The 21,254-nt window shown below is 60.3% G+C and carries 23 protein-coding genes; 11 read left to right on the top strand and 12 right to left on the bottom strand.

Annotation, left to right across the window (positions count from 1 at the left end):
- Positions 1-2: 2 nt before the first annotated feature.
- The 7 genes from GOV79_RS09305 to GOV79_RS09275 form a co-directional block, all read right to left on the bottom strand.
- Positions 3-1,307 carry a M16 family metallopeptidase gene (locus GOV79_RS09305; protein WP_170772782.1) on the bottom strand — a complete coding sequence of 435 codons (1,305 nt, stop codon included), beginning with the start codon at positions 1,305-1,307 and terminating at the stop codon, positions 3-5.
- On the bottom strand, positions 1,304-2,644 hold the full coding sequence (locus tag GOV79_RS09300; RefSeq protein ID WP_170789575.1) for a M16 family metallopeptidase: 1,341 nt from the start codon (positions 2,642-2,644) through the stop codon (positions 1,304-1,306). Before GOV79_RS09300 ends, GOV79_RS09305 begins: the two co-directional genes overlap by 4 nt.
- 81 nt (positions 2,645-2,725) lie before the next feature.
- Positions 2,726-3,244: a DUF3035 domain-containing protein gene (locus tag GOV79_RS09295; protein ID WP_170789574.1), complete on the bottom strand. Its 519-nt coding sequence runs from the start codon at positions 3,242-3,244 to the stop codon at positions 2,726-2,728.
- A gap of 50 nt (positions 3,245-3,294) precedes the next feature.
- Positions 3,295-3,765 carry a signal peptidase II gene (gene lspA / locus GOV79_RS09290; RefSeq protein WP_170785103.1) on the bottom strand — a complete coding sequence of 157 codons (471 nt, stop codon included), beginning with the start codon at positions 3,763-3,765 and terminating at the stop codon, positions 3,295-3,297.
- A complete protein-coding gene (gene purH / locus GOV79_RS09285) occupies positions 3,765-5,354 on the bottom strand; it encodes a bifunctional phosphoribosylaminoimidazolecarboxamide formyltransferase/IMP cyclohydrolase (RefSeq protein WP_170789573.1) in 1,590 nt (529 codons plus the stop codon). The genes lspA and purH overlap by 1 nt, the downstream gene beginning before the upstream one ends.
- A gap of 22 nt (positions 5,355-5,376) precedes the next feature.
- Positions 5,377-7,116, bottom strand: coding sequence for a heparinase II/III family protein (locus tag GOV79_RS09280; RefSeq protein ID WP_170789572.1), 1,740 nt, complete (start codon positions 7,114-7,116; stop codon positions 5,377-5,379).
- A 90-nt stretch (positions 7,117-7,206) separates the two neighbouring features.
- Positions 7,207-8,463 carry an RsmB/NOP family class I SAM-dependent RNA methyltransferase gene (locus tag GOV79_RS09275; RefSeq protein ID WP_170789571.1) on the bottom strand — a complete coding sequence of 419 codons (1,257 nt, stop codon included), beginning with the start codon at positions 8,461-8,463 and terminating at the stop codon, positions 7,207-7,209.
- A gap of 89 nt (positions 8,464-8,552) precedes the next feature.
- On the opposite strand from GOV79_RS09275, the gene GOV79_RS09270 reads away from it, so the two are divergent.
- Positions 8,553-8,735 carry a DUF1674 domain-containing protein gene (locus GOV79_RS09270; protein WP_170789570.1) on the top strand — a complete coding sequence of 61 codons (183 nt, stop codon included), beginning with the start codon at positions 8,553-8,555 and terminating at the stop codon, positions 8,733-8,735.
- 4 nt (positions 8,736-8,739) lie between these two features.
- On the opposite strand, the gene GOV79_RS09265 is transcribed toward GOV79_RS09270, so the two are convergent.
- Entirely contained in the window at positions 8,740-9,594 is an 855-nt protein-coding gene (locus GOV79_RS09265) for a LysR substrate-binding domain-containing protein (RefSeq protein ID WP_170789569.1), read from the bottom strand.
- Positions 9,595-9,693: 99 nt separating this feature from the next.
- Between GOV79_RS09265 and tmpA the strand changes: the two genes are divergently transcribed.
- Genes tmpA through GOV79_RS09250 form a run of 3 tightly spaced genes read left to right on the top strand, consistent with a single transcriptional unit; the run spans position 9,694 to position 12,082 of the window.
- Complete coding sequence (tmpA, locus tag GOV79_RS09260) at positions 9,694-10,830, top strand: 2-trimethylaminoethylphosphonate dioxygenase (RefSeq protein ID WP_170789568.1); 1,137 nt, start codon at positions 9,694-9,696, stop codon at positions 10,828-10,830.
- Positions 10,827-11,417: a (R)-1-hydroxy-2-trimethylaminoethylphosphonate oxygenase gene (gene tmpB, locus GOV79_RS09255; RefSeq protein ID WP_170772794.1), complete on the top strand. Its 591-nt coding sequence runs from the start codon at positions 10,827-10,829 to the stop codon at positions 11,415-11,417. The genes tmpA and tmpB overlap by 4 nt, the downstream gene beginning before the upstream one ends.
- Entirely contained in the window at positions 11,414-12,082 is a 669-nt protein-coding gene (locus tag GOV79_RS09250; RefSeq protein WP_170789567.1) for an ureidoglycolate lyase, read from the top strand. The genes tmpB and GOV79_RS09250 overlap by 4 nt, the downstream gene beginning before the upstream one ends.
- Here GOV79_RS09250 and GOV79_RS09245 read toward each other — a convergent pair.
- Both GOV79_RS09245 and dapB read right to left on the bottom strand, forming a co-directional pair.
- The gene (locus tag GOV79_RS09245; protein WP_170789566.1) at positions 12,069-12,752 is read right to left on the bottom strand and encodes a DUF2306 domain-containing protein; all 684 of its coding nucleotides are present in this window, start codon (positions 12,750-12,752) and stop codon (positions 12,069-12,071) included. The two genes, GOV79_RS09250 and GOV79_RS09245, sit on opposite strands and share 14 nt — an antisense overlap.
- Positions 12,753-12,790: 38 nt before the next feature.
- Positions 12,791-13,600 (bottom strand): 4-hydroxy-tetrahydrodipicolinate reductase, encoded by an 810-nt coding sequence (gene dapB / locus GOV79_RS09240; protein ID WP_170772800.1) that lies wholly within the window; start codon positions 13,598-13,600, stop codon positions 12,791-12,793.
- 90 nt (positions 13,601-13,690) lie between these two features.
- On the opposite strand from dapB, the gene rbfA reads away from it, so the two are divergent.
- The 6 genes from rbfA to rpsO all read left to right on the top strand — a co-directional run bounded on the left by rbfA (position 13,691) and on the right by rpsO (position 17,820).
- Positions 13,691-14,086, top strand: coding sequence for a 30S ribosome-binding factor RbfA (gene rbfA / locus GOV79_RS09235; RefSeq protein WP_170379347.1), 396 nt, complete (start codon positions 13,691-13,693; stop codon positions 14,084-14,086).
- A complete protein-coding gene (locus GOV79_RS09230) occupies positions 14,083-14,826 on the top strand; it encodes a phosphodiester glycosidase family protein (protein ID WP_170785123.1) in 744 nt (247 codons plus the stop codon). Before rbfA ends, GOV79_RS09230 begins: the two co-directional genes overlap by 4 nt.
- A 54-nt stretch (positions 14,827-14,880) precedes the next feature.
- Positions 14,881-15,786, top strand: coding sequence for a tRNA pseudouridine(55) synthase TruB (gene truB, locus GOV79_RS09225; protein WP_170772804.1), 906 nt, complete (start codon positions 14,881-14,883; stop codon positions 15,784-15,786).
- Positions 15,787-15,806: 20 nt separating this feature from the next.
- The gene (locus tag GOV79_RS09220; RefSeq protein WP_170789565.1) at positions 15,807-16,310 is read left to right on the top strand and encodes a DUF1643 domain-containing protein; all 504 of its coding nucleotides are present in this window, start codon (positions 15,807-15,809) and stop codon (positions 16,308-16,310) included.
- Between the two features lie 95 nt (positions 16,311-16,405).
- Positions 16,406-17,404, top strand: a complete 999-nt coding sequence (locus GOV79_RS09215; RefSeq protein WP_170789564.1) for a calcium-binding protein — start codon at positions 16,406-16,408, stop codon at positions 17,402-17,404.
- 146 nt (positions 17,405-17,550) lie between these two features.
- Positions 17,551-17,820, top strand: a complete 270-nt coding sequence (rpsO, locus tag GOV79_RS09210; RefSeq protein WP_039528663.1) for a 30S ribosomal protein S15 — start codon at positions 17,551-17,553, stop codon at positions 17,818-17,820.
- An 82-nt stretch (positions 17,821-17,902) separates the two neighbouring features.
- Here rpsO and GOV79_RS09205 read toward each other — a convergent pair whose 3' ends face one another.
- Complete coding sequence (locus tag GOV79_RS09205) at positions 17,903-18,280, bottom strand: winged helix-turn-helix transcriptional regulator (protein WP_170772810.1); 378 nt, start codon at positions 18,278-18,280, stop codon at positions 17,903-17,905.
- 180 nt (positions 18,281-18,460) lie between these two features.
- On the opposite strand from GOV79_RS09205, the gene GOV79_RS09200 reads away from it, so the two are divergent.
- Positions 18,461-19,231 carry a nuclear transport factor 2 family protein gene (locus GOV79_RS09200; protein ID WP_170789563.1) on the top strand — a complete coding sequence of 257 codons (771 nt, stop codon included), beginning with the start codon at positions 18,461-18,463 and terminating at the stop codon, positions 19,229-19,231.
- A 69-nt stretch (positions 19,232-19,300) separates the two neighbouring features.
- On the opposite strand, the gene GOV79_RS09195 is transcribed toward GOV79_RS09200, so the two are convergent.
- Positions 19,301-21,013, bottom strand: coding sequence for an adenylate/guanylate cyclase domain-containing protein (locus tag GOV79_RS09195; RefSeq protein WP_170789562.1), 1,713 nt, complete (start codon positions 21,011-21,013; stop codon positions 19,301-19,303).
- Positions 21,014-21,254: the final 241 nt, after the last annotated feature.

Here is a 21,254-nt window from a genome sequence, read left to right as displayed (position 1 = left end):
CGTTAGCCATCCAGCCCTTCGGGCTTACCAACGATGGTGAAATGCAGCCCCTCCGGGTCCAGCAGTTCCGAGGCAACACGATTCACATCCTCAAGCGTGACCGCGTTCACCTGATCGTTGCGGGTGGCGATATAGTCGATGGGCAAATCCTCCATCTGCATCCCGACCATGATCCCGGCGATCTGGCTATTGCCATCGAACCGCAAAGGATAGGCGCCCGTCAGATAGGTCTTGGCATCGTCCAGCTCTTTCTGGGTGAAGCCTTCATTGGCCGCACGTGCCCATTCATCCCGGATGACGGACACCGCGTCCGCGATCCGGTCATTCGAAGATGAGACCGAACCCAGATAGACCGAGGCCAGATCCTTGGGCACCAAGAAGGTCGACACCCCATAGGTCAACCCGCGTTTTTCGCGCACTTCCTGCATCAGACGGCTTTCGAACCCACCGCCGCCCAGCATGTGATTGAGGATGAAGGCTGCAAAGAAATCGGGATCGTCACGATCGATACCCGCATGACCAAACAGAGCCACAGATTGCGGCGTGTCAAACTCGACAACACTGACCCCGCCGGGGATGTTGACTTGCGCCGGTCCGGGGATCGGTTTGCCTGTTTCGGGCAGATCGGCCAGCAGGTGATCCAGCAACCTGCCGAGTTCTTCGGGCGTGATATCGCCCACAGCCCCTACATAGAGCCGATCTTTGGCAAAGACGTTCTCATAGGCATCAACCACGTCGTCTCGGGTCAGGGCGGTCACGCTTTCGATCGTTCCCTTGCCCTCGGTTCCATAGGGGTGATCCCCATAAGCCATTCGCGCAAAATTGCGTCCGGCGATATCGTTCGGGCTGGTCTGATCCGACCGCAAGCCGGACAGAACCTGCGCCCGCACACGATCCACCGCGTCCTGATCGAAACGCGGCTCGTGCAGGGTCACACGCAGCAGGTCGATCACTTCGTCCCGGTTTTCAGTCAGGAACTGCGCCGAGACCGAGACGGTATCGTCACTGGCGTTATAGCCAAACGATGCCGCCAGCGATTCAAGCTCACGCGCATAGGTTCGGGAATCCATGTCGCCCGCGCCTTCCTCGATCAGGCCGCTCATCAGATAAACGGCCCCCCGCTTGTCAGGGTCGTCCAGTGAAGTTCCACCACGGAACCGCAATTCCAATGCGGTGAACGGGATCGAGTGATCCTCAACCAGCCACGCGGTGATACCACCAGGCGATGTCACCTCCTGAATTTCGATCTCGGCCCAAGCGGGCAATGCGATCACAAATGCAATCAGGGTCGCGAAAATCCGTTTCATTGCGTCACCTCATCGTCGCGCATCAGCCAGCCCGTTACCGAGGTTTCCAGTTGCAGAACCTCGCGGGCGGCAGCGATGATTTCTTCTCCGGTTACGGCCTGCAGGACATCCGGCCAGGCCTGCACGTCCTCGACCGTCAATCCGCTGGTCAGGGCCCGGCCATAGCGATTGCCGATCCCGTCCACATTGTCGCGCGCATAGGTTTGCGAAGCGCGAAGCTGCATCTTGATCCGGTCCAGATCCTCTTGGTTAACACCGTCGGCAATGAACCCGGCCACGGCTGCATCCATGGCTTCTTCGGCCTCTTGCAGGGAAACGCCCTGCGCCGGAACGATAAATAGATCAAAGGTCGTGTCATCCAACGACACGCCGCGATAGAACGCCCCGGTGTAAACGGCTTTCTGTTGCTCGAATTGCAGTTTTTCGGTCAGGTATGACGTGTTCCCACCACCCAGCAATTCGGCCAACATGAACAGGGCTGCGGCCTTTTCCTGTTCGCCCGCGTTGCGTTCAGGCGCCAGATAGCTGCGCTGCACGTAGGGCTGCGATACGCGTGCGTCCTTGAAGGTCAGCCTCCGCGCGGCCGTCTGCGGCGGCTCTTGCGAACGGATGCGCTCGGGCAGGTCCGGGTTGGCGGGGATCACGCCATAGTATTTTTCGGCCAGCGCCTTGACCTCATCGGGCTCGACATCGCCTGTCACAACCAGAATGGCGTTATTGGGCGCGTAGTGCGTCTGGTAGAAGGACAGAGCGTCCTCCATGTCCAGCGTCTCCATCTCGTGCCGCCAGCCGATGATCGGAACCCCGTAGCGGTGGTTGAGGTATTGCGACGCGTTCATCTGTTCGCCGAACAGGGCGCGGGGGTTATTGTCGGTGCGCTGATTGCGTTCCTCAAGGATCACATCACGCTCGGTCACGATATCATCCTCGGACAGGCGGATATTGCGCATCCGGTCCGCCTCCATTCGCATCATCAGTTCCAGCCGGTCGGCGGCGACGCGTTGGAAATAGGCGGTGTAGTCATACGAAGTGAATGCGTTGTCATTGCCGCCATTGGCCGCCACCGTGGCCGAGAACTCACCCGGTGCCAGCGTATCGGTTCCTTTGAACAGCAAGTGTTCCAGAAAATGCGCCACACCGGACGATCCGACGGGTTCATCCGCCGAACCTGCGCGATACCAGACCATATGCTGCACGACAGGGGCGCGGTGATCCTCGACCACGACGACATCCATGCCGTTTTCCAGCGTGAAGGTTGTGACCGCCTCCTGGCCATCTTCGGCAAAGACCGGGGTGGCAGCAATCAGGGCAGCCGACAGGGCAAGGGCCCGAACCATGGGGCATCCTCCGTTTGTTGTCTGAGTTTCAAACTACGGTGGCGCGGCGCAGGTTCAAGTGTGATGACGAAAAGTTAAGGATTATTCACCTGGCGGCGGAGCCGACGGAGTTTCGACCCCAGCCTGCCGTGCCTGTTCATTTACCTGCGACGAATCCAGCGCCCATCGTTTGTAAACTTGCGAATAGCGGTCCACGTTAAACAGACGCAGTCGGGTAAAACGGCTTTGCTTGCGGCGGAACTCAGCGTCTTCGGCATCGACCACCTGACGAGCATTCTCGGTCACGCCATACCGGCTCGAGGCCGTCACCAATGCGCCATCCGCCGCGGGAATCGCCGTGTTAGGATTCAGTGCATCCGGGTTGCCGCCCAGTGCCGCAATCGCATCCCCCTTGGGGGTCGGGTCGGTTAGATTCCCTGCGCCCGGTGTCGGCGCGGGCAGGAATTGATAATCTTCGGGCTGTGTCAGCGGCTTGACCGGCAGGACCGAGAATTCATCCGGTCCCGGACCCGGCGCCTGAAGGTGGCGCAGACCGATATCGGAACATCCCGCCACCGTGAAGGCAAGCGTCACTGCAAAAATGGAACGCGGCAACCGCATCGTAGTCTCCAGCCTGTTTGAGGCGCTTTTATCGCATTTCCACCGGCGCGTCACGAGGGCTTTTTGCCGTCGAATAGGATCAACCCGATGGCACCGGCGAAAATAAACACATCGGCCAGATTGAAGACAAACGGGTTGTTGATACCGCAACAGGACATGTTCAGGAAATCCAGAACATAGCCGTAAAGCACCCGGTCCAGCACATTACCCAGCGCGCCGCCAATCAAAAGCCCGCCCGAAAGCAGCATGATTTTCGACGGCGCAGACCGCATCAGCCAGACCAGCACAGCCGCCGAGATCGCAATGGACACGCCGATCAGAACCCAACGTGCCGCCTCGGTATTGCCTTGAAACAAGCCAAAATTGATGCCGCGATTCTCGCCATATTTGAAGACAAGCAAGGGTGGCAGGACGTCGATATCGCCTTCGGCCACGCGCATGATGTGAACGACCAGAACTTTGCTGATCTGGTCGATCGCAAACGCCGCCATCGCAGCCCAAATGAGCAAGCGATAGCGCATCAGTGGCGGAAGTGCCGCATGCCGGTGAAGACCATGGCCAGATCGGCCTCGTCCGCCGCTGCGATCACTTCATCATCACGCATTGAACCACCGGGCTGGATCACACAGGTGGCACCGGCCTCAGCGGCCTCCATCAGACCGTCGGGGAAGGGGAAGAACGCGTCCGATGCTACGGCCGAGCCGATGGTCAACGGTTGAGCCAAGCCCAACACATCGGCCATACGTTCGGCTTTCTTGGCTGCGATCAGCGCAGAGTCCACGCGGCTCATCTGTCCAGCACCCACGCCTACGGTCGCGCCATCTTTGACGTAGACGATGGCATTGGACTTGACGTGTTTCGCCACTTTCCACGCGAACAGCAAATCGCGCATTTGATCTTCGGTCGGAGCCTTTTTGGTGACGACCTTCAGGTCATCCATACCGATAAAACCATTGTCCTTGTCCTGTACCAACAAACCTCCGGCAACCTGACGGACGGTTTTACCACCGGCCATTACATCAGGTAAGCTGTCGGTGGTCAGCAGGCGCAGATTTTTCTTGGCGGCGAAAATGGCTTTCGCCTCATCGGACGCGCCTGGGGCGATCACGACCTCGGTGAAGATGCCAGTGATTTCCTGCGCGGTTTCGGCATCCAACGGTTGGTTCAGCGCCACGATCCCGCCAAATGCCGAGGTGCGATCGCAGTCGAACGCCGCCTTATAGGCCTCGATCAGCGTGGCACCTGTCGCTACACCGCAGGGGTTGGCGTGTTTGATGATGGCACAGGCAGCACTCTGCGCCGGATCGAACTCGGCCACCAACTCAAACGCGGCGTCGGTGTCGTTGATGTTGTTGTAGCTCAGTTCTTTGCCCTGATGCTGCACGGCGGTGGCGACACCCGGACGATTTGTGCCATCGGTATAGAACGCTGCCTGCTGGTGGCTGTTCTCACCATAGCGCAGGGTCTGTTTCAACTCTCCTGCAAAAGCGCGACGCTTCGGAGCCTCTAGCTGCAGCGCGTCAGCCATCCAATTCGACACAGCCGTGTCGTAGGCCGCTGTGCGGGCATACGCCTTTTGGGCAAGCCATTGGCGGAAACCATACGACGTCTTTCCGTAATTCTCCTCCAACTGGTCCAGCAGTGAGGAGTAGTCTTCGACATCCACCACTACGCTTACAAAGGCGTGGTTCTTGGACGCCGCCCGGATCATCGCCGGGCCACCGATGTCGATATTCTCGATGCATTCGTCATAGCCTGCACCTTTGGCGACTGTGGCCTCGAACGGGTAGAGGTTCACCACCAGAAGGTCGATCGCGCCGATGCCATGTTCGGTCATTGCGGCAACGTGAGTGTCGTTGTCACGCAGCGCCAACAAGCCACCATGCACCATGGGGTGCAGGGTTTTTACGCGGCCGTCCATCATTTCGGGAAAACCGGTAATCTCGCTGACATCCTTCACATCCAGCCCCGCCTCGCGCAGCGCCTTTGCGGTACCACCTGTGGACAACAGCTCGACCCCGCGCTCGGCCAGCGCCTTGCCCAAGTCGATCAATCCGGTCTTGTCGGATACGGAAAGCAGCGCGCGGCGCACGGGGTGAAAGTCGGTCATGGGTCCAAAGGTCCTTTTGGCGTCAGTCGAAATCGGGTTCGTCCCGGTGCACATCGCGCACGGCATAGGCTGTATCCTGCGCCTTGCTCAACGTCCACCGGATGCGCGTCGCATACTCCATTGCGCGGCCAGATAGAACGATCTGTTTTGTCGCGCGCGGCTTTAGCCGCCCTTTTTCAAGGTAAACGCTTGGCTCGACACCCAATTTTCCAACGCCATCATGGCGAAACACCCAGATTTCACCGCTTTTGAGCGCCATCGACACCGCCGCACCGCCCAAATCCAGCGCCGCATCTACGTCGGGGTGCAGGTGAAAGCGGATATCAAAGCCCAGACCTTTCAACCCCGAGGCATCCATCGCCCGGTCAAACTGCCGCTTGGCCTTGTCACTTGTGGCCAGCAGAATATCTTCGCCGGTCAGTTCACGGCCATCAAAGCGCAGCTCGAAGGTACGGGCATGGGTCAGACCGAAAACCTTGGCATAGCCGTCATGCCCAGCCATGAAGCGCGCGCCTTCGAACGCCTCTTCAAACTCATTGGGTACCTCGCGCGGGGCATCCATCAGCGCCTCTTTCTCAGTCCCCGGAACCGGGTCCGCCAGCCGCGCGCTGGAATAACCGTCCAGGCACAGGGTCGAATGCGATGGGGTTGCCCGCCCTGCCCGACGCCACTCGACCCCGAATGTCTCACCCGATCCGCAATTCACGACCAATGGCCGCCGCCCCGAGGTCAGCTCGAAAGCCAGCGTCGATGCGTGGGCGTTGTAAGAATTGGCCCCCTTCGGCGGCGTTGCGGCGTCGATAATCACACTGGTCCGGGCCGCGTAAAGACGCCCGAACCCCATCGACAACCCCTTGGCGCGTTGCGGTTTTACCCCGCTTTGGGCAAGGGCCTGATCCAGCCGCCCTTCAACTCCGCGTCCGCCGCCGTGAAACCGGGCCAAACCGCCATCCGTGTGGCGCAAACTGCGCAGCGCCGGGGCGATGCGCTTGATCGCATTGGCCTGCGCGCCGGGCGTCCCCCGCCCCAGATCGCTGAGCGCAGCCGACGTCCAGGCCAACAAGGTGAAAACTTCCAGCAGTTCTTCGGGATTGCGCGTGGGAATGCCGCCTTGTGCGTCGATTTGGCTGTCGCATTCGCGGGCCAAAGCACGCAGGGCCGGGTCGGCCAATTGTTCGAGCCCCTGCAACGCCAGACCGGCCTGCACCAGACCAGCCAGTGCCTCGAACCGGGGCAAGCCGGGAGTGGCAGCTTTCCACCGCTTGGACAGAAACCATGTCTGCTGCGCCAGCGAACGAAAGAAGAGCTGAGACTGCTTTTCATCCATTCCGCGCAGCAAAAAGGACGCGTGATTGATCCAGCGCATCACCCGCCGTCCGGTCAGATCGGGCACCCAGCCCGGCCCCTGCCCGCGGCCATGCGCCTCGATCCAGCCCCAGACCCATCGCTGGGCCTTGTCGCGTGCGCGCATATCACCAACAGCGGCCAGATCGTCCAGCCAGGTAAAGCCGTGGCGTTCGTGGTCAAAACCGGCGCTCGGGGCAGTCACGTCCCAAAGGCCGGTATCCTGCGCCTCGACCAGAAAACCGGCAAACAGCAGATTTCCCGCCACCAACTGCCGCCCACGTGCGAATGAACCAACCGTGCGCGGCTCGGGCTCTTTCACGAATCCCGCTGCCGCCTTGCGACGCTGGCTCAGCCACGCATAAAGACGGTTCTGGAACCGGGTCCACCGGCTTGTCATGGAATCGGAGTTAGACATTGCGCTCGTTACTCTGCCCCTTGCGCTCTGTTGGCGCCTGAGACCCAACGATAGACCGCGCCGCACGTCAAGTCACCGAAAAGCGTTGGATTATTCCGATTTGTTCAGACAGGCGATGTAGAAGCCATCCATACCACCGCGATCAGACCAATAATCGGGCCGCAGCCGCAACCCGCCCTCTTCAGTGATCCAGCCCTTTTCAACGCCGGTCACGGCCAGAGCCTGCCGGTTTACCTGCATGTCGGGGAACATAATCAGCGCCTCTTCGATCTGCACTTCGCCCTCATCCGGCAGCAAGGAACAGGTGCAATAGACCAGCCGCCCGCCAGGTTTAAGCAGACCCCACGCATGGGCCAGCATCTGCGCCTGCAATTCGATCAGCCCACCGAATTCCGAGCCATCCTTGGCATAGGGCAGGTCCGGGTGGCGGCGAATAGTGCCCGTGGCCGAACAGGGCGCGTCCAGCAGGATGGCGTCGTATTGGCCTTGATGGTCCAATGCGTCGCCTGCGATGACCTGCGCCGTCAGCCCCGTGCGAGCAAGGTTCTCGCGCACCCGTTCCAGCCGCGATTCCGAGATGTCCAACGCCGTGACCTGTGCTCCGGCGGCCGCCAGTTGCAGCGTCTTGCCCCCCGGTGCGGCACAGAGGTCGAGTATATTCTCTCCGGCCTTCGGGGCCAGCACCTGCACCGGCAGCGCCGCCGCCGCGTCCTGCACCCACCAATCGCCCGCATCGAATCCCGGCAGGGCCGAGACCTGCCCCGCATCCTGCACCCGGCGCGAGCCCGTAGGCAGCGCCTCGCCGGGACCATTGGCACCGGATTTGACGGTAATATCCAGCGGCGCACCTGCGAAATGGGCTTGTTCAATACCCGTGATCGCATCCGCGCCCCAGGCCATAGTCAGCGGGTCGCGCAGCCATTCGGGCAGGCGCGGCACGCGCATCTTGGGCCACGCATCCGGCCCTTCGGCGGCCACTTTGCGCAGCACCGCATTGACCAACCCCTTGAGGCGACCATGCTTGCGGGACCGGCCGACGATCTCGACCATCGAGTTCACTACACCATGCGCGGCCTCTCCGTGGCACAACTCAACCGCGCCGAGACGCAGAGCATTGTGGACGGTCAGCGCGGGCGTGCGGTTCAGGTGATTGTCCAGCAGACGGTCGGCGCGTTCCAACCCGCGCAGGGTTTCCAGCGTCAGGCGTTGCGCCCGCGCGCGGTCTTCGCGGTCCAACCGATCCAATGCGCCAGCCGCCAGGCATTCGGACAAAAGCCGCCCTTCGCCCAGAATCTGATCCAACAGATAGATCGCGCTGCGTCGCGCTGCTGTTGCGTTGTCGGACATGGAACCGCCTTTGATGTGACCCTCGCCCGCATTGCCAAACGCGGACGGGGGCGTATATCAAGCCATGGAACGGAAAGGAACCCGATCTCATGAGCGACCAGCGCAAAGACCTGCCGCCCGCCGCCCAACGCGCCCTGGCCGAGGCCGAGGACCGTCGCCGCAAGGCCGAGGCTGAGGCAAAGGAACAGCCCAAAGAACTGGGCGGGCGTGATGGCCCTGACCCCGCCCGCTACGGTGATTGGGAAAAGAAGGGCATCGCAATCGACTTCTGATCACTCAGCCCCGCAGCGCGGTCAGGAAATCGGCAATTAACGCGCGCTGTTTTTTGGATTTCGCCCGATCCTCGGGCCATGTCAGCCAATAGCCGTCTTTTGTTTTCAACTCGGGAAGATCCAGACGCCGTAAGCGCCCGGCCTGTAAATCGGCCTGCGCCAGAGGTTCAGACCCCAGCGCCACACCCATCCCTTGCCGCGCCGCCGACAGGGCGTGTTCCATCGAATCAAAGCTGATCACCGAAGGCGGCAGATCGTCATGACCCGTCTTGCGCGCCCAGTCGCGCCAGGCGGGCCGCTCCCCACGCAGCTCGATCAGGGGCGCTCCCCACTCCACGCCCGGGGCGGCCAAGGGCACCAGAACCTCGGGCGCGATCCGTTCAGCCTCGCGCCCCGACCACGTGCCGCGCCCATAGCGGATTTGCAGCCAAGTCCGCTCTTCATCCAGCGATGACCGTCGCGCGACCGAATCCGTCACTACCCGCACTTTCGGGTGCATCCGCTGGAACCGGGATATCGCCGGAACCACAAGCGCATGGATGTTCGACGACAGCCCCGCAACGCGCAACTCACGCGGAGATTTGCCAAACAGATCCTCGGTATTTCGTTCCAGCGCCTGTAAGCTGTCCTGCACCAGCGGCAAATAGCTTTCGCCTTCGACCGTCAACGACACGCCACGTGCTTCGCGCACAAACAGGGTCCGGCCCAGCCAGGATTCCAGGTTTCCAATCCGCTGACTGACGGCCGCTTGTGTCAAGCCGAACTCGCGCGCGGCAGCGGAAAACCCGCCCAGCCGACCGGCGGCCTCGAACACCCGTAGCCAGTCCAGAGGCGGCAATCCGATCTTCTTCTTAGCCATAAGATTTTCCAGCGCTCAGTCGCAATAAGGTTTAATTGTGGTAATGCCACGAGGCGCGTATCACCTCAAGCATAGCTCGCGCCGAACAGGAGAAGCCCCATGTTGCGCACTGCCACTCACACGGCCCAGATCGTGACTGTCGAATTTGCCGATGGCACCCAATCCCGATTTCACTCCATCTGGCTGCGCGACAACGCGTTGGACCCCGACACCCGCGCGCCGAGCAATGGTCAGCGCCTGATTACCATCGGTGACATTCCCGTCGATACCACGATCAGCGCCGCTGAGATGGAAGAGGGCGATCTTCGCGTCACCTTTCAGCCCGAAGACAAGACGGTCACCTTTCCCGCCGACTGGCTTGCCGCACACAGCTATGACCGCACCCAAAGTGCCGAGTTTGGACGCCTCGCCCCCGGCATCACCACGTGGGCGCAGAGCATCGAAGCCCCCGCCGGAGATTGGACGCAGGTTCATTCCAATCCCACTGCCAAGCGCAACTGGCTGGCCGCCGTCGCCGAATATGGCTTCGCCAAGCTGACAAACGGCCCGACCGAGCCGGAATCGCTACTGCAAGTGGCCGACCTGTTCGGCTATGTGCGCGAGACCAATTATGGCCCTTATTTCGAGGTTCGGACTGAGGTGAACCCCACCAACCTTGCCTTTACCGGGCTCGGTTTGCAGGCGCATACCGACAACCCTTATCGCGACCCGGTGCCAACGCTGCAAATTCTCTACTGCCTTGAAAACAGCGCCGAAGGTGGCGAGTCAATCGTGGTCGATGGCTTCCGCGCAGCCGAAAAACTGCGTGATCAAAACCCCGAGGGCTTTGCCCTGCTGACCGGATACCCGGCGCGGTTTGAATACAAGGGCGAAGACGGGGTTTGCCTGCGGTCCCGCCGCCCGATGATCGAACTGTCGCCCGATGGCGAGTTGATTGGCATCCGGTTCAACAATCGGTCGTCTGCGCCGTTTGTTGACATCCCCTTTGACCAGATGGAGGCCTACTATGCCGCCTACCGTCAGTTGGGAGCCATCATCGACGACCCGGCCATGGGCGTGTCGTTCAAGCTGGAACCGGGTGAAAGCTTTATCGTCGACAACACCCGCGTGCTGCATGCGCGGCTGGGCTATTCCGGGGCCGGGTCGCGGTGGCTGCAAGGCTGCTACGCCGACAAGGACGGGCTGCTGTCCACGCTGGCGGCAATGGATGCCCCTCAGCCGGAGGCGGCGGAATGAAACCCGATTTCTCGACCCTGAACCGCGACAATATCGTGGCCTTCATCGGCGACATCTTCGACCGCCGCGGCGGTGAGGAATATCTGGGCGAACCCGTCACCATGGCCGAACATATGCTGCAAGGGGCCACGATTGCTGAACAGAACGGCATGCCCGAGGAAATCATCGTCGGCGCCCTGCTGCACGATATCGGCCACTTTACGTCCGAGTTCGGCACCTATCACCCCGACGACACCGAAGACCGCCACCACGAGGATGCAGGTGCCGAAGTGCTGGAGCAGTTCTTCCCGTCCGTCATCACCGATTGCTGCCGGTATCACGTGGCGGCCAAGCGCTATCTCTGCGCCACCAAGCCCGAGTATTTCAACCGGCTGTCCACCGCCTCGGTCCACACATTGGAGTTGCAGGGCGGCCCGATGAACCCCGAAGAGGTGGCCGCGTTCGAGGCCAACCCGAACCTGAAAGAGATCATTCAGGTCCGCTATCTGGACGAGGCTGGCAAACGCGCGGGCATGGAAACCCCTGATTTCGCCCATTTCGCCCCGATGGTGCAGCGCATGGTCGATAAGCATATGGAGGCCGCATGACCGCGCCTGAGTACATCTTTGAAGCCAGCGCCAAGCCGTCCTTGCCCTGGCACGAGGTGCCCCTGATCCGAGCCACCGATGCATCCGTCAAAGGCTACGGTTGTCTGGTCGATGACCCCGAGGGGTTCGAGATCGAGATCACCCGCTGGCCGCAGCAAGGCTGGCGGCCCATCGACGAGGGCACCGGTGACGAAGGCGGCTGGGTTGAAGGCACGTTCAAATGCGACTGGCAAGGCGACGTGCTCTATGGCGAGAACGAGGCGGTCAAAGGCCACTATGTTCTGGGCTGGTCCGCCGATCCGCAGCAGGCGCAAAAGGCACGCCAAACCGCGCCTCGTGATCAGGTCCTGCTGTGGCACATGAACTATCACCCGGATGGCGGTCAGATGTTCTGGCCCCTGGACAACAAGCCCTTCATCGTTCCTGCTGCCCTGCCCGGCGACAACCTGACGCCCGAGAAGGTCGTGGCCTTCTGGTGTGACGGCTCACGCGGGCTCTATATTCATCCCGGCATCTGGCACGAGGGAATTTTCCCGGTCGAAGACAGCCAGCGGTTTCTTGACCGTCAGGGCGCAGTTCATGCGCGCGTCAGCGCCGATATCGGGAAAGAGTTCGGCGTCTACCTGTCTTGCCCGTTGCGCGCGGACAAGATTAAGGACGTGTAGGCAAAGCCCCAGTATGCGCCCGTTGCTTGCGGGTGATCCATAGCTGAACGGCCATCAGATATGGCACGTAGAACGCAAAGTTTTGCACAAGGTCAAACGGGCCCGAGAAATCGGGCTCGGACCCCAGCCCACCGGTCAACAGATACCAGATCGTGTAGTGCACCCGATAAAGCCACGATCCCAGCGCCAGCCAGAACAGGCGCAGGCCCCAAGCCCAATGACCGGCACGGTCTTTGTTCAACGCCATACGCGCCACCATCAGCGCTGCCGTGAACAGGCAAAGCCCATAAAGGAAAAAGGCCGCCGACATGACCGACCCACCGATCGTGCCACGCAGGGGGATATAGGTCATTCCGGCCAAACCCGTGAACAACGCCAATGCGACCAGCACTCTGCCCAGCTGACGATGAAAGCCGGTGAACGTGCGCCGCACCCCTTTCAGCAGTTGCAAAGGAACAAGCGCGACCAAAACAGTTCCGGCGCAAATATGCAGCACCATCGCCAAATTGCCGACAGGCTGCCCATCTGCAAACAAATGGCTTTGCTGCGCAGCGGCTGCGGACAATCCGATACCGATCATACCTACGCCGTGTACAACGAAAGGCAGCAGAGTCAGATAGAACCCAATCAGCAACAGGCCCAAAAGTACTCGAGATCTTACGGTCTGCATAAGCTGACCATAGGGCCGTCGGTTAGCACGTCTATAGCTCAGAGCCCCAGAACATCCACCATATCATACTGACCGGGGGCTTTGCCCTGCCCCCACAGCGCCGCTTTCAGCGCGCCGCGGGCGAAGATGACGCGGTCGGTGGCCAAATGGCGCAGCACGATACGTTCGCCCGGAGCTGCGAACAAAACATCGTGTTCGCCCACGATGTCTCCGCCGCGAATGGCGTGGAAGCCGATATCGCCGCGTTTGCGCGCGCCCGTGATGCCGTCGCGGGCGCGATCGGACACGTCCGCCAGATTGACCCCGCGCCCTTCGGCTGCGGCCTCACCCAGCATCAAGGCAGTGCCCGAGGGCGCATCGACCTTGTGGTGGTGATGACCTTCGATCACTTCGATATCGAAATCCTCATCCAGCGCGGCGGCAACTTTCTTGGTCAGCTGCACAAGCAGATTGACGCCGAGGCTCATATTGCCCGCCCGCACGATCACTGCATGGCGCGCGGCAGGTTCCAGCGCGGCAATCTGCTCATCCGTCATACCGGTGGTGCCAATCACATGTACACAGCGCGCTTGTGCGGCCAGCGCGGCAAATTCCAGCGTCGCCTCGGGCGCGGTGAAGTCTATCACCGCCTGCGCCTGCGCGAATGCTTCCAGTGGGTCATCTGTGACAGTGACGCCCAACGCGGGGCCGCCCATCGCCGTGCCCACATCCTGACCGATCCAGTCATGGTCCGCACGTTCAACAACGCCGACCAGACGCGCCTGATCGCTCTCAGACACGGTCTTGATCAGCATCTGCCCCATACGGCCCGAAGCTCCTGTGATGACGATCCCCGGAATATGGGTCATGGCTTGCTTCCCTCATTGCAATCGGCTCAAAGCCTCCTACCCGGTTCGCGCCCGCTTGGCAAAGGTGGGATTTGGGCTTAGATCGAAGTCATGGCAAAGAACAAATTCCACGATGGCCCCGGCCCGTCCCAACGACAGCTGCGTGTCGGCGAACTGATCCGTCGCACCCTGTCCGAGGTTCTGGCGCGCGGAGATGTCCACGACCCCGACTTGAACCGTATGTCAATCACCGTGGGTGAGGTGCGCACCTCGCCCGATCTCAAGATAGCCACCGCCTATGTCCTGCCCTTGGGTGGCAAGGGGCAGGAGGACGTGATCGATCTGTTGGCCCGCAACAAGGGCGAGCTGCGCCGCATGATCGGCAAGAAGCTGAACCTGAAATTCTCGCCCGATCTGCGGTTCCGTCTGGATGACACGTTTGACCGTCTGGACGATACCCGCCGCATGTTCGAACAGGACGCGGTGCGCCGCGATCTGGACGAGTGATCCGCACGCTGGCCACATTGGGCGCGCTCCTGTGGGCCGCGCAGGCCGGTGCGGTGAGCTGTGAAAAAGTCACCCACGACGACAAGCGATACACTGTTTGTGAGGTGGACGCGGCAAACGAAGACCTGCGTCTATTTCTGAACGACGACAGCGGCGATCTGCTGGGGCATTTTTCCTCGGTGAATGAGGCGCTGGCCCCCGGCGGTGAACGCCTGGCCTTTGCGATGAATGCGGGCATGTATCACGACGACCGCTCGCCCGTGGGTCACTATGTCGAGAACGGCCAAGAGCAGATGCGCGTCATCTCCAACCCCGGCCCCGGCAATTTCGGCCTTCTACCCAATGGGGTGTTCTGCATCCGCGAGGGCCGCGCCGATGTGTTCGAGACGCTTGACTATGTGGATCAGGCCCCCGAGTGCCGCTTTGCCACCCAATCCGGCCCCATGCTGGTGATCGACGGAGAGCTGCATCCGCGTTTTCTGCCCGACTCGACCTCTCTGTTCGTGCGCAACGGGGTGGGCACTAGTGCTGATGGCACCCGCGCGGTGTTTGCGATCTCGGACGATTACGTCACCTTCCACGAATTCGGCAGCCTGTTTCGGGACGTGCTGAAAACCCCCAACGCACTGTTCTTCGACGGGAATATTTCACGCATGTATGACCGGGCCGGGGGCCGCTCAGATATCGGCTTTTCACTGGGGCCCATCGTGGGTGTGGTCGAAATCGCACCTGTAAATTGACAGCGCCCATGTGATCCGCTACCCCGCGCGCCTCAGCATGAATCAAGGTGTAATATGGGACGCAAACGCAAGGGCCGCGACATTTCCGGTTGGCTGGTGGTGGACAAGCCTGCGGGCATGACCTCGACCGCCGTGGTCAACAAGGTGCGGTGGGCGATGGATGCGAAAAAGGCGGGCCACGCGGGTACGCTGGACCCCGAGGCGACCGGCGTTCTGGCCGTGGCGCTGGGTGAGGCGACCAAGACCGTTCCCTACATCACCGACGCCTTGAAAGCCTACACCTTCACCGTGCGTCTGGGTCAGGCCACCAATACCGACGATGCCGAGGGGGAAGTGATCGCCTCCAGCGATGCGCGCCCTTCGGATGACGACATCAAACAGGCGCTAACCCCGTTTCTGGGGGACATCATGCAGGTGCCGCCCAAGTTTTCCGCCGTGAAGATCGACGGACAGCGCGCCTATAAACTGGCCCGCGATGGCGAGGATGTGGAGCTGTCCGCCCGGCCACTGTGGGTTGAGGAGCTGATCCTTGTCGACCGCCTGGATGACGATCATGTGGTGCTGGAAATGACCTGCGGAAAAGGTGGCTATGTGCGCTCTATCGCCCGCGATCTGGGTGCCGCGCTGGGATGTCACGGCCACGTCAAAGAACTACGCCGCATCTGGTCCGGTCCGTTCGAGGTCGAAGATGGACTGTCCGTCGACCAGATCGACGAAATGGCAAAGACCGAGGCTCTGGATGACTACCTCCACCCGCTGGAGACCGGCCTCGCCGACCTGCCCGAGTTGAAATGTACCCCCGAGGGCGCCACCCGTCTGCGCAATGGCAATCCGGGCATGGTGCTGGCCAGCGACGTGGAATATGGCGACGAGGCTTGGGCCTCACTTGACGGCAAAGCAGTGGCCGTGGGCATCTATAAATCCGGCGAATTGCATCCCAGCCGGGTGTTCGTCGCCTGAACGCCGTGCTAGGCGGGGGCATGATCACCCGAACGCACACCAAGGGCGACGCGCCCTCGACCGCCGTCTATTCCGATTGCGAGAAGTATCGCTATAGCCTGACCCGCGTGTGGGATGCGGGCGGGCGCAAGGCGCTGTTTGTGATGCTCAACCCTTCGACCGCGACCGAGGTGCAGAACGATCCCACCGTCGAACGCTGTGAACGGCGGGCGCGGGCGCTGGGGTTTGGCGCGTTTCAAGTGACGAACATCTTTGCCTGGCGCGACACCGACCCCCGCAAGATGCGCGCCGCCACCGATCCGGTGGGCCCTGCGAATGACGCGGCCATTCTCGACGGTGTCGAATGGGCCGATCAGGTCATCGCCGCATGGGGCACGCATGGAGAACATCTGAACCGCGGCCCGGCGGTCGAGACCCTGCTGCGCGGCACCGGGCATCCTCTGTTCCATCTGGGACTTACCAAGGCGGGGCACCCGAAACACCCGCTCTACATCGCCTATACCCAGCAACCCGAGCTATGGTGACAAAGGGTTAACCACAACCCCAAGCAGTCTTTGACCAACCACCTGAACGCATGGGATAAATCATCCTCGGGGCAATGCGTTCGCGGAGGGGTTCCATGTTCATGATCGGGTTTCTCAGCATCGCAGCACTGGGTGGCGCGGCCTATGCGATCAGCGATATTTTTGAACCCGAGGACGATCCCGAAGAAGACGAAGTCATTGAAGATGACGCCGAAGAGATCTCGGAAGGCAATCTGCTTGAGATTGACGATGTGCCAGACGCACCGTCAACCGGAACTGTCATTTTCGAACACGAAGGCAATCTGATCCTTGCTGGTACTGAAGAGCAAGACATTCTGACCGGTCAAGATGGCGACGACCAGATCAATGGCTATGCCGGGGATGACACCGTGATTGGCGGCGCGGGCGATGATACCCTGCATGGCGGGGACGGGGACGACACGGTCTTGGGTGGGTTGGACGATGACGTTCTGCATGGCGAGGATGGCGATGACCTTCTGACCGGAGAGGACGGGGATGACACGCTCTACGGTTATTTCGGCGTGGATAATTTGGAGGGCGGCGTCGGGGACGACGATCTTTATGGCGGTCAGGACGACGACAGGCTGAGCGGGGGTGACGGGGATGACGCACTGCATGGCGGCTATGGCAACGACACGCTGAACGGCGGCGCGGGTGAGGATGCGCTGTTCGGGGACGACGGCGACGATGTTCTAATCGGACAAGACGCCGAAGGCGAGGATGAGGTCGATTTCCTCAACGGTGGCGAAGGGGATGACACCATTCTGGCCGACGGGGGTGACATTGTGACTGGCGGCAATGGCACGGATGAAATCATCGTTACCCCGGAAGAAGGCGACGACCCGGTCACAGTGATGGATTTCCAGTCCGGTCAAGACAAGCTGCTGATCTCGTGGACCGGCGAGGAAGACCCCGACATTCAGGTTGAACCCGATGCCGAAGATGACAACCTGACAAATGTCGTGATCAACGGGCAGACCACCGTGCAACTGCTGGCAGCCGAAGGATTGACCGCCGAGGATATCCAACTGATTGGCGAGGGCGCGCTGGCGCAATTGAACGCGCTGGGCTGATCGGGCAGAATCCCTTTGCTATCCACCGAAAATCCGCTTATACGCGCGCATCCGCATCGGAATCGGTGCGGTTTTCTCCATGGGCCTGTGCTGGACGACATCCCGGCCTGCGCCATTAACCTTAACCTTTTTACAAGGAGACCCCGATGTCGATTACTGCCGCTGAAAAAGCACGCGTCATGAAAGAATTCGCAACCAAAGAAGGCGACACCGGTTCGCCTGAAGTCCAGGTTGCCATCCTGACCTCGCGCATCACCACCCTGACCGAGCACTTCAAGACCCACAAAAAAGACAACCACGGTCGTCGCGGTCTGCTGAAAATGGTCGCCCAGCGCCGTAAACTGCTGGACTACCTGAAGGGCAAGGAAGAAGCACGCTATCAGGACCTGATCAAAAAGCTGGGCATCCGCCGCTAAGCGCTTTTTCGTTCAATTCGAAACGCCCGCCAATTTGGTGGGCGTTTTTTGTTCGGGACGATCTATCGAAGCTATTGTGCTGTCAGTCCGAAGCGGCGCGATCATATTCCATGCGCGCGGTCTTAACCTGATCCATCTGTTCGTGCGACCAGTAGACGAGCGGCCTGAGCAGTTCCAACAAGCTGCGGCCCTGAGGTGTGAGTGCATAAGACACAGCGACAGGCGGACCGGGATCGACAGTACGCGTCAAATATCCATCCCGCTGTAGCCCCCGCAGATTTTCGGTCAGCACCCTTTGCGTGACGTCACCGATACATCGCTTGAGCTCTCCGAACCGCTTCGGCTCATCTTCCAGCGCCAGAATGATGATCATCCGCCACTTGCCTGTGACGTTGGACAAAACGGATCGGATCGAACAGTTCGACGCTTCGGCTTTATTGCTAACGCCAATGGGAAGCATGACACCCTCAAGTTCATTATGAATACCAGAAACGAATACAATACCTTATACCACAAATGCAACATACTGTTTTTTCGCTAGTATCCTAAAAGTAACCCGGTGACTTTAAGGTGCGTAATTGCCCTTTGGTGCGTTTTTGATACCTACTATCAACGCAACACGAATCATCAGGAATTCACCATGACCCCCAAAGATCTTGTCCTCGCACTTTTTTCTGCCGCTTTCCTGAACCATGACCCAGAAGCTGCGCGTCAGATGGTAAGCACCGACTATGTTCAGCACAATCCGCAGGTACCGACCGGGACCGAAGGACTGATGGGCCTGATCTCGTTGGTCGGTCAGGCTGGTATGACCGCGACCACCCATCGCGTGATCACCGAAGGTAATCTGGTCGTACTGCACAACACCTATGACAATGCCGACGCGTTCGGCGCTTCCTCGCTCGCTGCGTTTGACATCTTTCGCGTAGAAGACGGGAAAGTGGTTGAACATTGGGACAACTTGCAACCTATCCCCGAAACCACCGCGTCAGGGCGCGGCATGACGGATGGTGCGGTTGAGATCACCGATCTCGACAAGACCCAAGAAAACAAAGCCTTGGTTCTGGGTTTTGTACGCGACGTGTTGGGCGGGGCAGCACCAGAGAATGTCTCGAAATACATGGACCCCGAAGTTTACATGCAACACAACCCGTCAATCGAAGACGGCCTGTCGGGATTGATGGCCGCGATCGAAGCATTTGCTGCACAGGGAATGATAATTACCAAGTTTGAGCCTCAATTCGCCGTGGCCGAGGGCAATTTCGTCTTTGTCGCGACCGATGCTGTCATGGGCGGCGAACCCTGGGCCTTCTTCGATCTGTGGCGCGTGGAAGATGGCAAGATCGTAGAGCACTGGGACGTCGTCTCACCTATCCCGTCCGAAATGGCACATGGGAACGGCAAGTTCTGAGTAAGCTTGACCGCCCCTGAAGCGCCATGAGAAAGCGCCCGTCAAACCCGCGGGCGTTTTCCGCTTTCTTCAATCAGGAAGACCAGCATTCCGCCACCCGGCGCGCCAATTTTCCGAAGCATTTGTCATCGAAAACACAGGCAGTTTGGCTTGTTCGGTAGACGCGGTGATATCGGGCCGAAGCGCATTAAGGTCATTGACCGCAGACTTCGCCGCGGCTGTATCCGGCAGTTGCCCCAACGCGGCAATCAGCATCAAGTGGCTCATGACAAAACCGGACCGAACGGCCAGAGCCTCACGCGCTGCGGCGGCGGCTTCTTCGTACCGGGCAAGCTGGAACAAAGCGCTGCATCGGGCAATATGCGCGGCGTGTCGCATTGGGTCCTTGGGGCTGAGTTCAACGGATTGCGTCGCATGATCCAGTGCCTCGTCCGGTCGATTTAGCATGCACAGGTTGATCGAAGCCAGCATATGAACACTCGCGGCATTCGGATTCTCGGCCAGCGCCTGTTTGAAAGCAGACCGTGCGCGCGGTAAATCCCGCGCCAGCATCGAGATCGAGTGCGCCGCATAGGCCATTGCGATTCCGTCAGCCCGGTCGCTCATCAACACGCGTTCGGCGGCAGCTACGGCGGCCTTGGGGCCTTTGCCCACAGGTTCCAGACCCTGCACAAGGCGCTGGATGTGCAGCCATGCCAACAATCCGGCTGCGGCTGCGTAGTCAGCGTCGCGCTCCAGTGCCAGAGTGGTAAGCCGGATCGCTTCGCGATTGTCTTCATCGGTCAGCAAATGGAAATGCGACAGAGCCTGTAAATACAGCTCATACGCCTCCAGGCTTTCGGTTGGCTTGGCGCGCGAGCGGGTGGTTTCAGCGTGACGCAGTGACGGCTCGATTGCCGTCACCACCTCTTGCGTGACCTTGTCCTGAAGATCGAAAATATCGTACAACACACCATCAAACCGATCTGCCCAAAGGTGGCTGCCGTTTTCCGCATCAATCAACTGCCCGGTAATCCGAACACGTTGGCCCGCCCGACGGACCGACCCTTCCAGCACATAGCGAACGCCCAGGCTACGCCCGACCTCGCGGATATCAGTGCTTTTTCCTTTGAAAATAAAAGATGAATTGCGCGCCACTACCATCAGCCACCGAAACCGCGACAGCTCGGTGATGATGTCCTCGGTCATGCCGTCGGCAAAAAACTCCTGCTCGGGGTCGCCGGACATATTGTCAAAGGGCAGCACGGCGATCCCGGGGCGCGTGTCGGCCGAGGTCGACAGATTGGCCGACGTCCCCTTGGGCCAGCACCAGACACCGATGCGGCGCGTGATGTTTTTCAACTCGGTCTGCTCGCCCCCGTCGAACTGGGCCGCATCACCCCGGTCCAGGCTGTTGTGCGACGTGTCCGAGATCAGGATCTGGTCGGGTTCAGCCAATGCCTCAAGCCGCGCGGCGATGTTGATCCCATCACCGAAGATATCGTCGCCATCCGAGATCACCTCGCCCGTGTGGATACCGATACGCAGCCGAATGGTGTCTGCCTTCGGTGCAGATTGGACCGCAATCGCGCAATCGGCGGCGTCAGATGTCGAGGGGAATTCGGCAATCCACCCGTCCCCCATGCTTTTGATCAGGCGCCCCTTATGCGCCCCAAGCAAGGACTTAAGCGTGTCTTCACGAAAGGACCTGAGCGCGGCCAACGTGCCCTGCCGGTCCTGATCCATCAGCGCCGAGTATCCAACGACATCTGCCGCCAGCACCGTCGTAAGTCGTCTTTTCATTGACAGCCCCCCCAACAAAGGCAACTTACCGCGCGGGAGACCGTCTGTCAGGTTATTTGCGCAGGACATCCGCGAAGTTTGTCCGTAGCCTTGGCACATTTCGCTTTCGTTCCAACCTGATTTCACGCGCGCGGTGTCAACTCCCAGTTTGACAAGCATGCAACTAAAGGTCGGTGCTTCGGTTTCGCTTCCCTTCCCCTTCAAACTCATGTATGCGCGCGAGTATCTGAGACGTTGTGCC

Origin of the sequence: Ruegeria lacuscaerulensis (assembly GCF_013034745.1) — a bacterium.
GTDB lineage: Bacteria > Pseudomonadota > Alphaproteobacteria > Rhodobacterales > Rhodobacteraceae > Ruegeria > Ruegeria lacuscaerulensis_B.
Note: the sequence above shows the minus strand (reverse complement) of the source record. Positions and strands in the feature narration are given on the sequence as shown.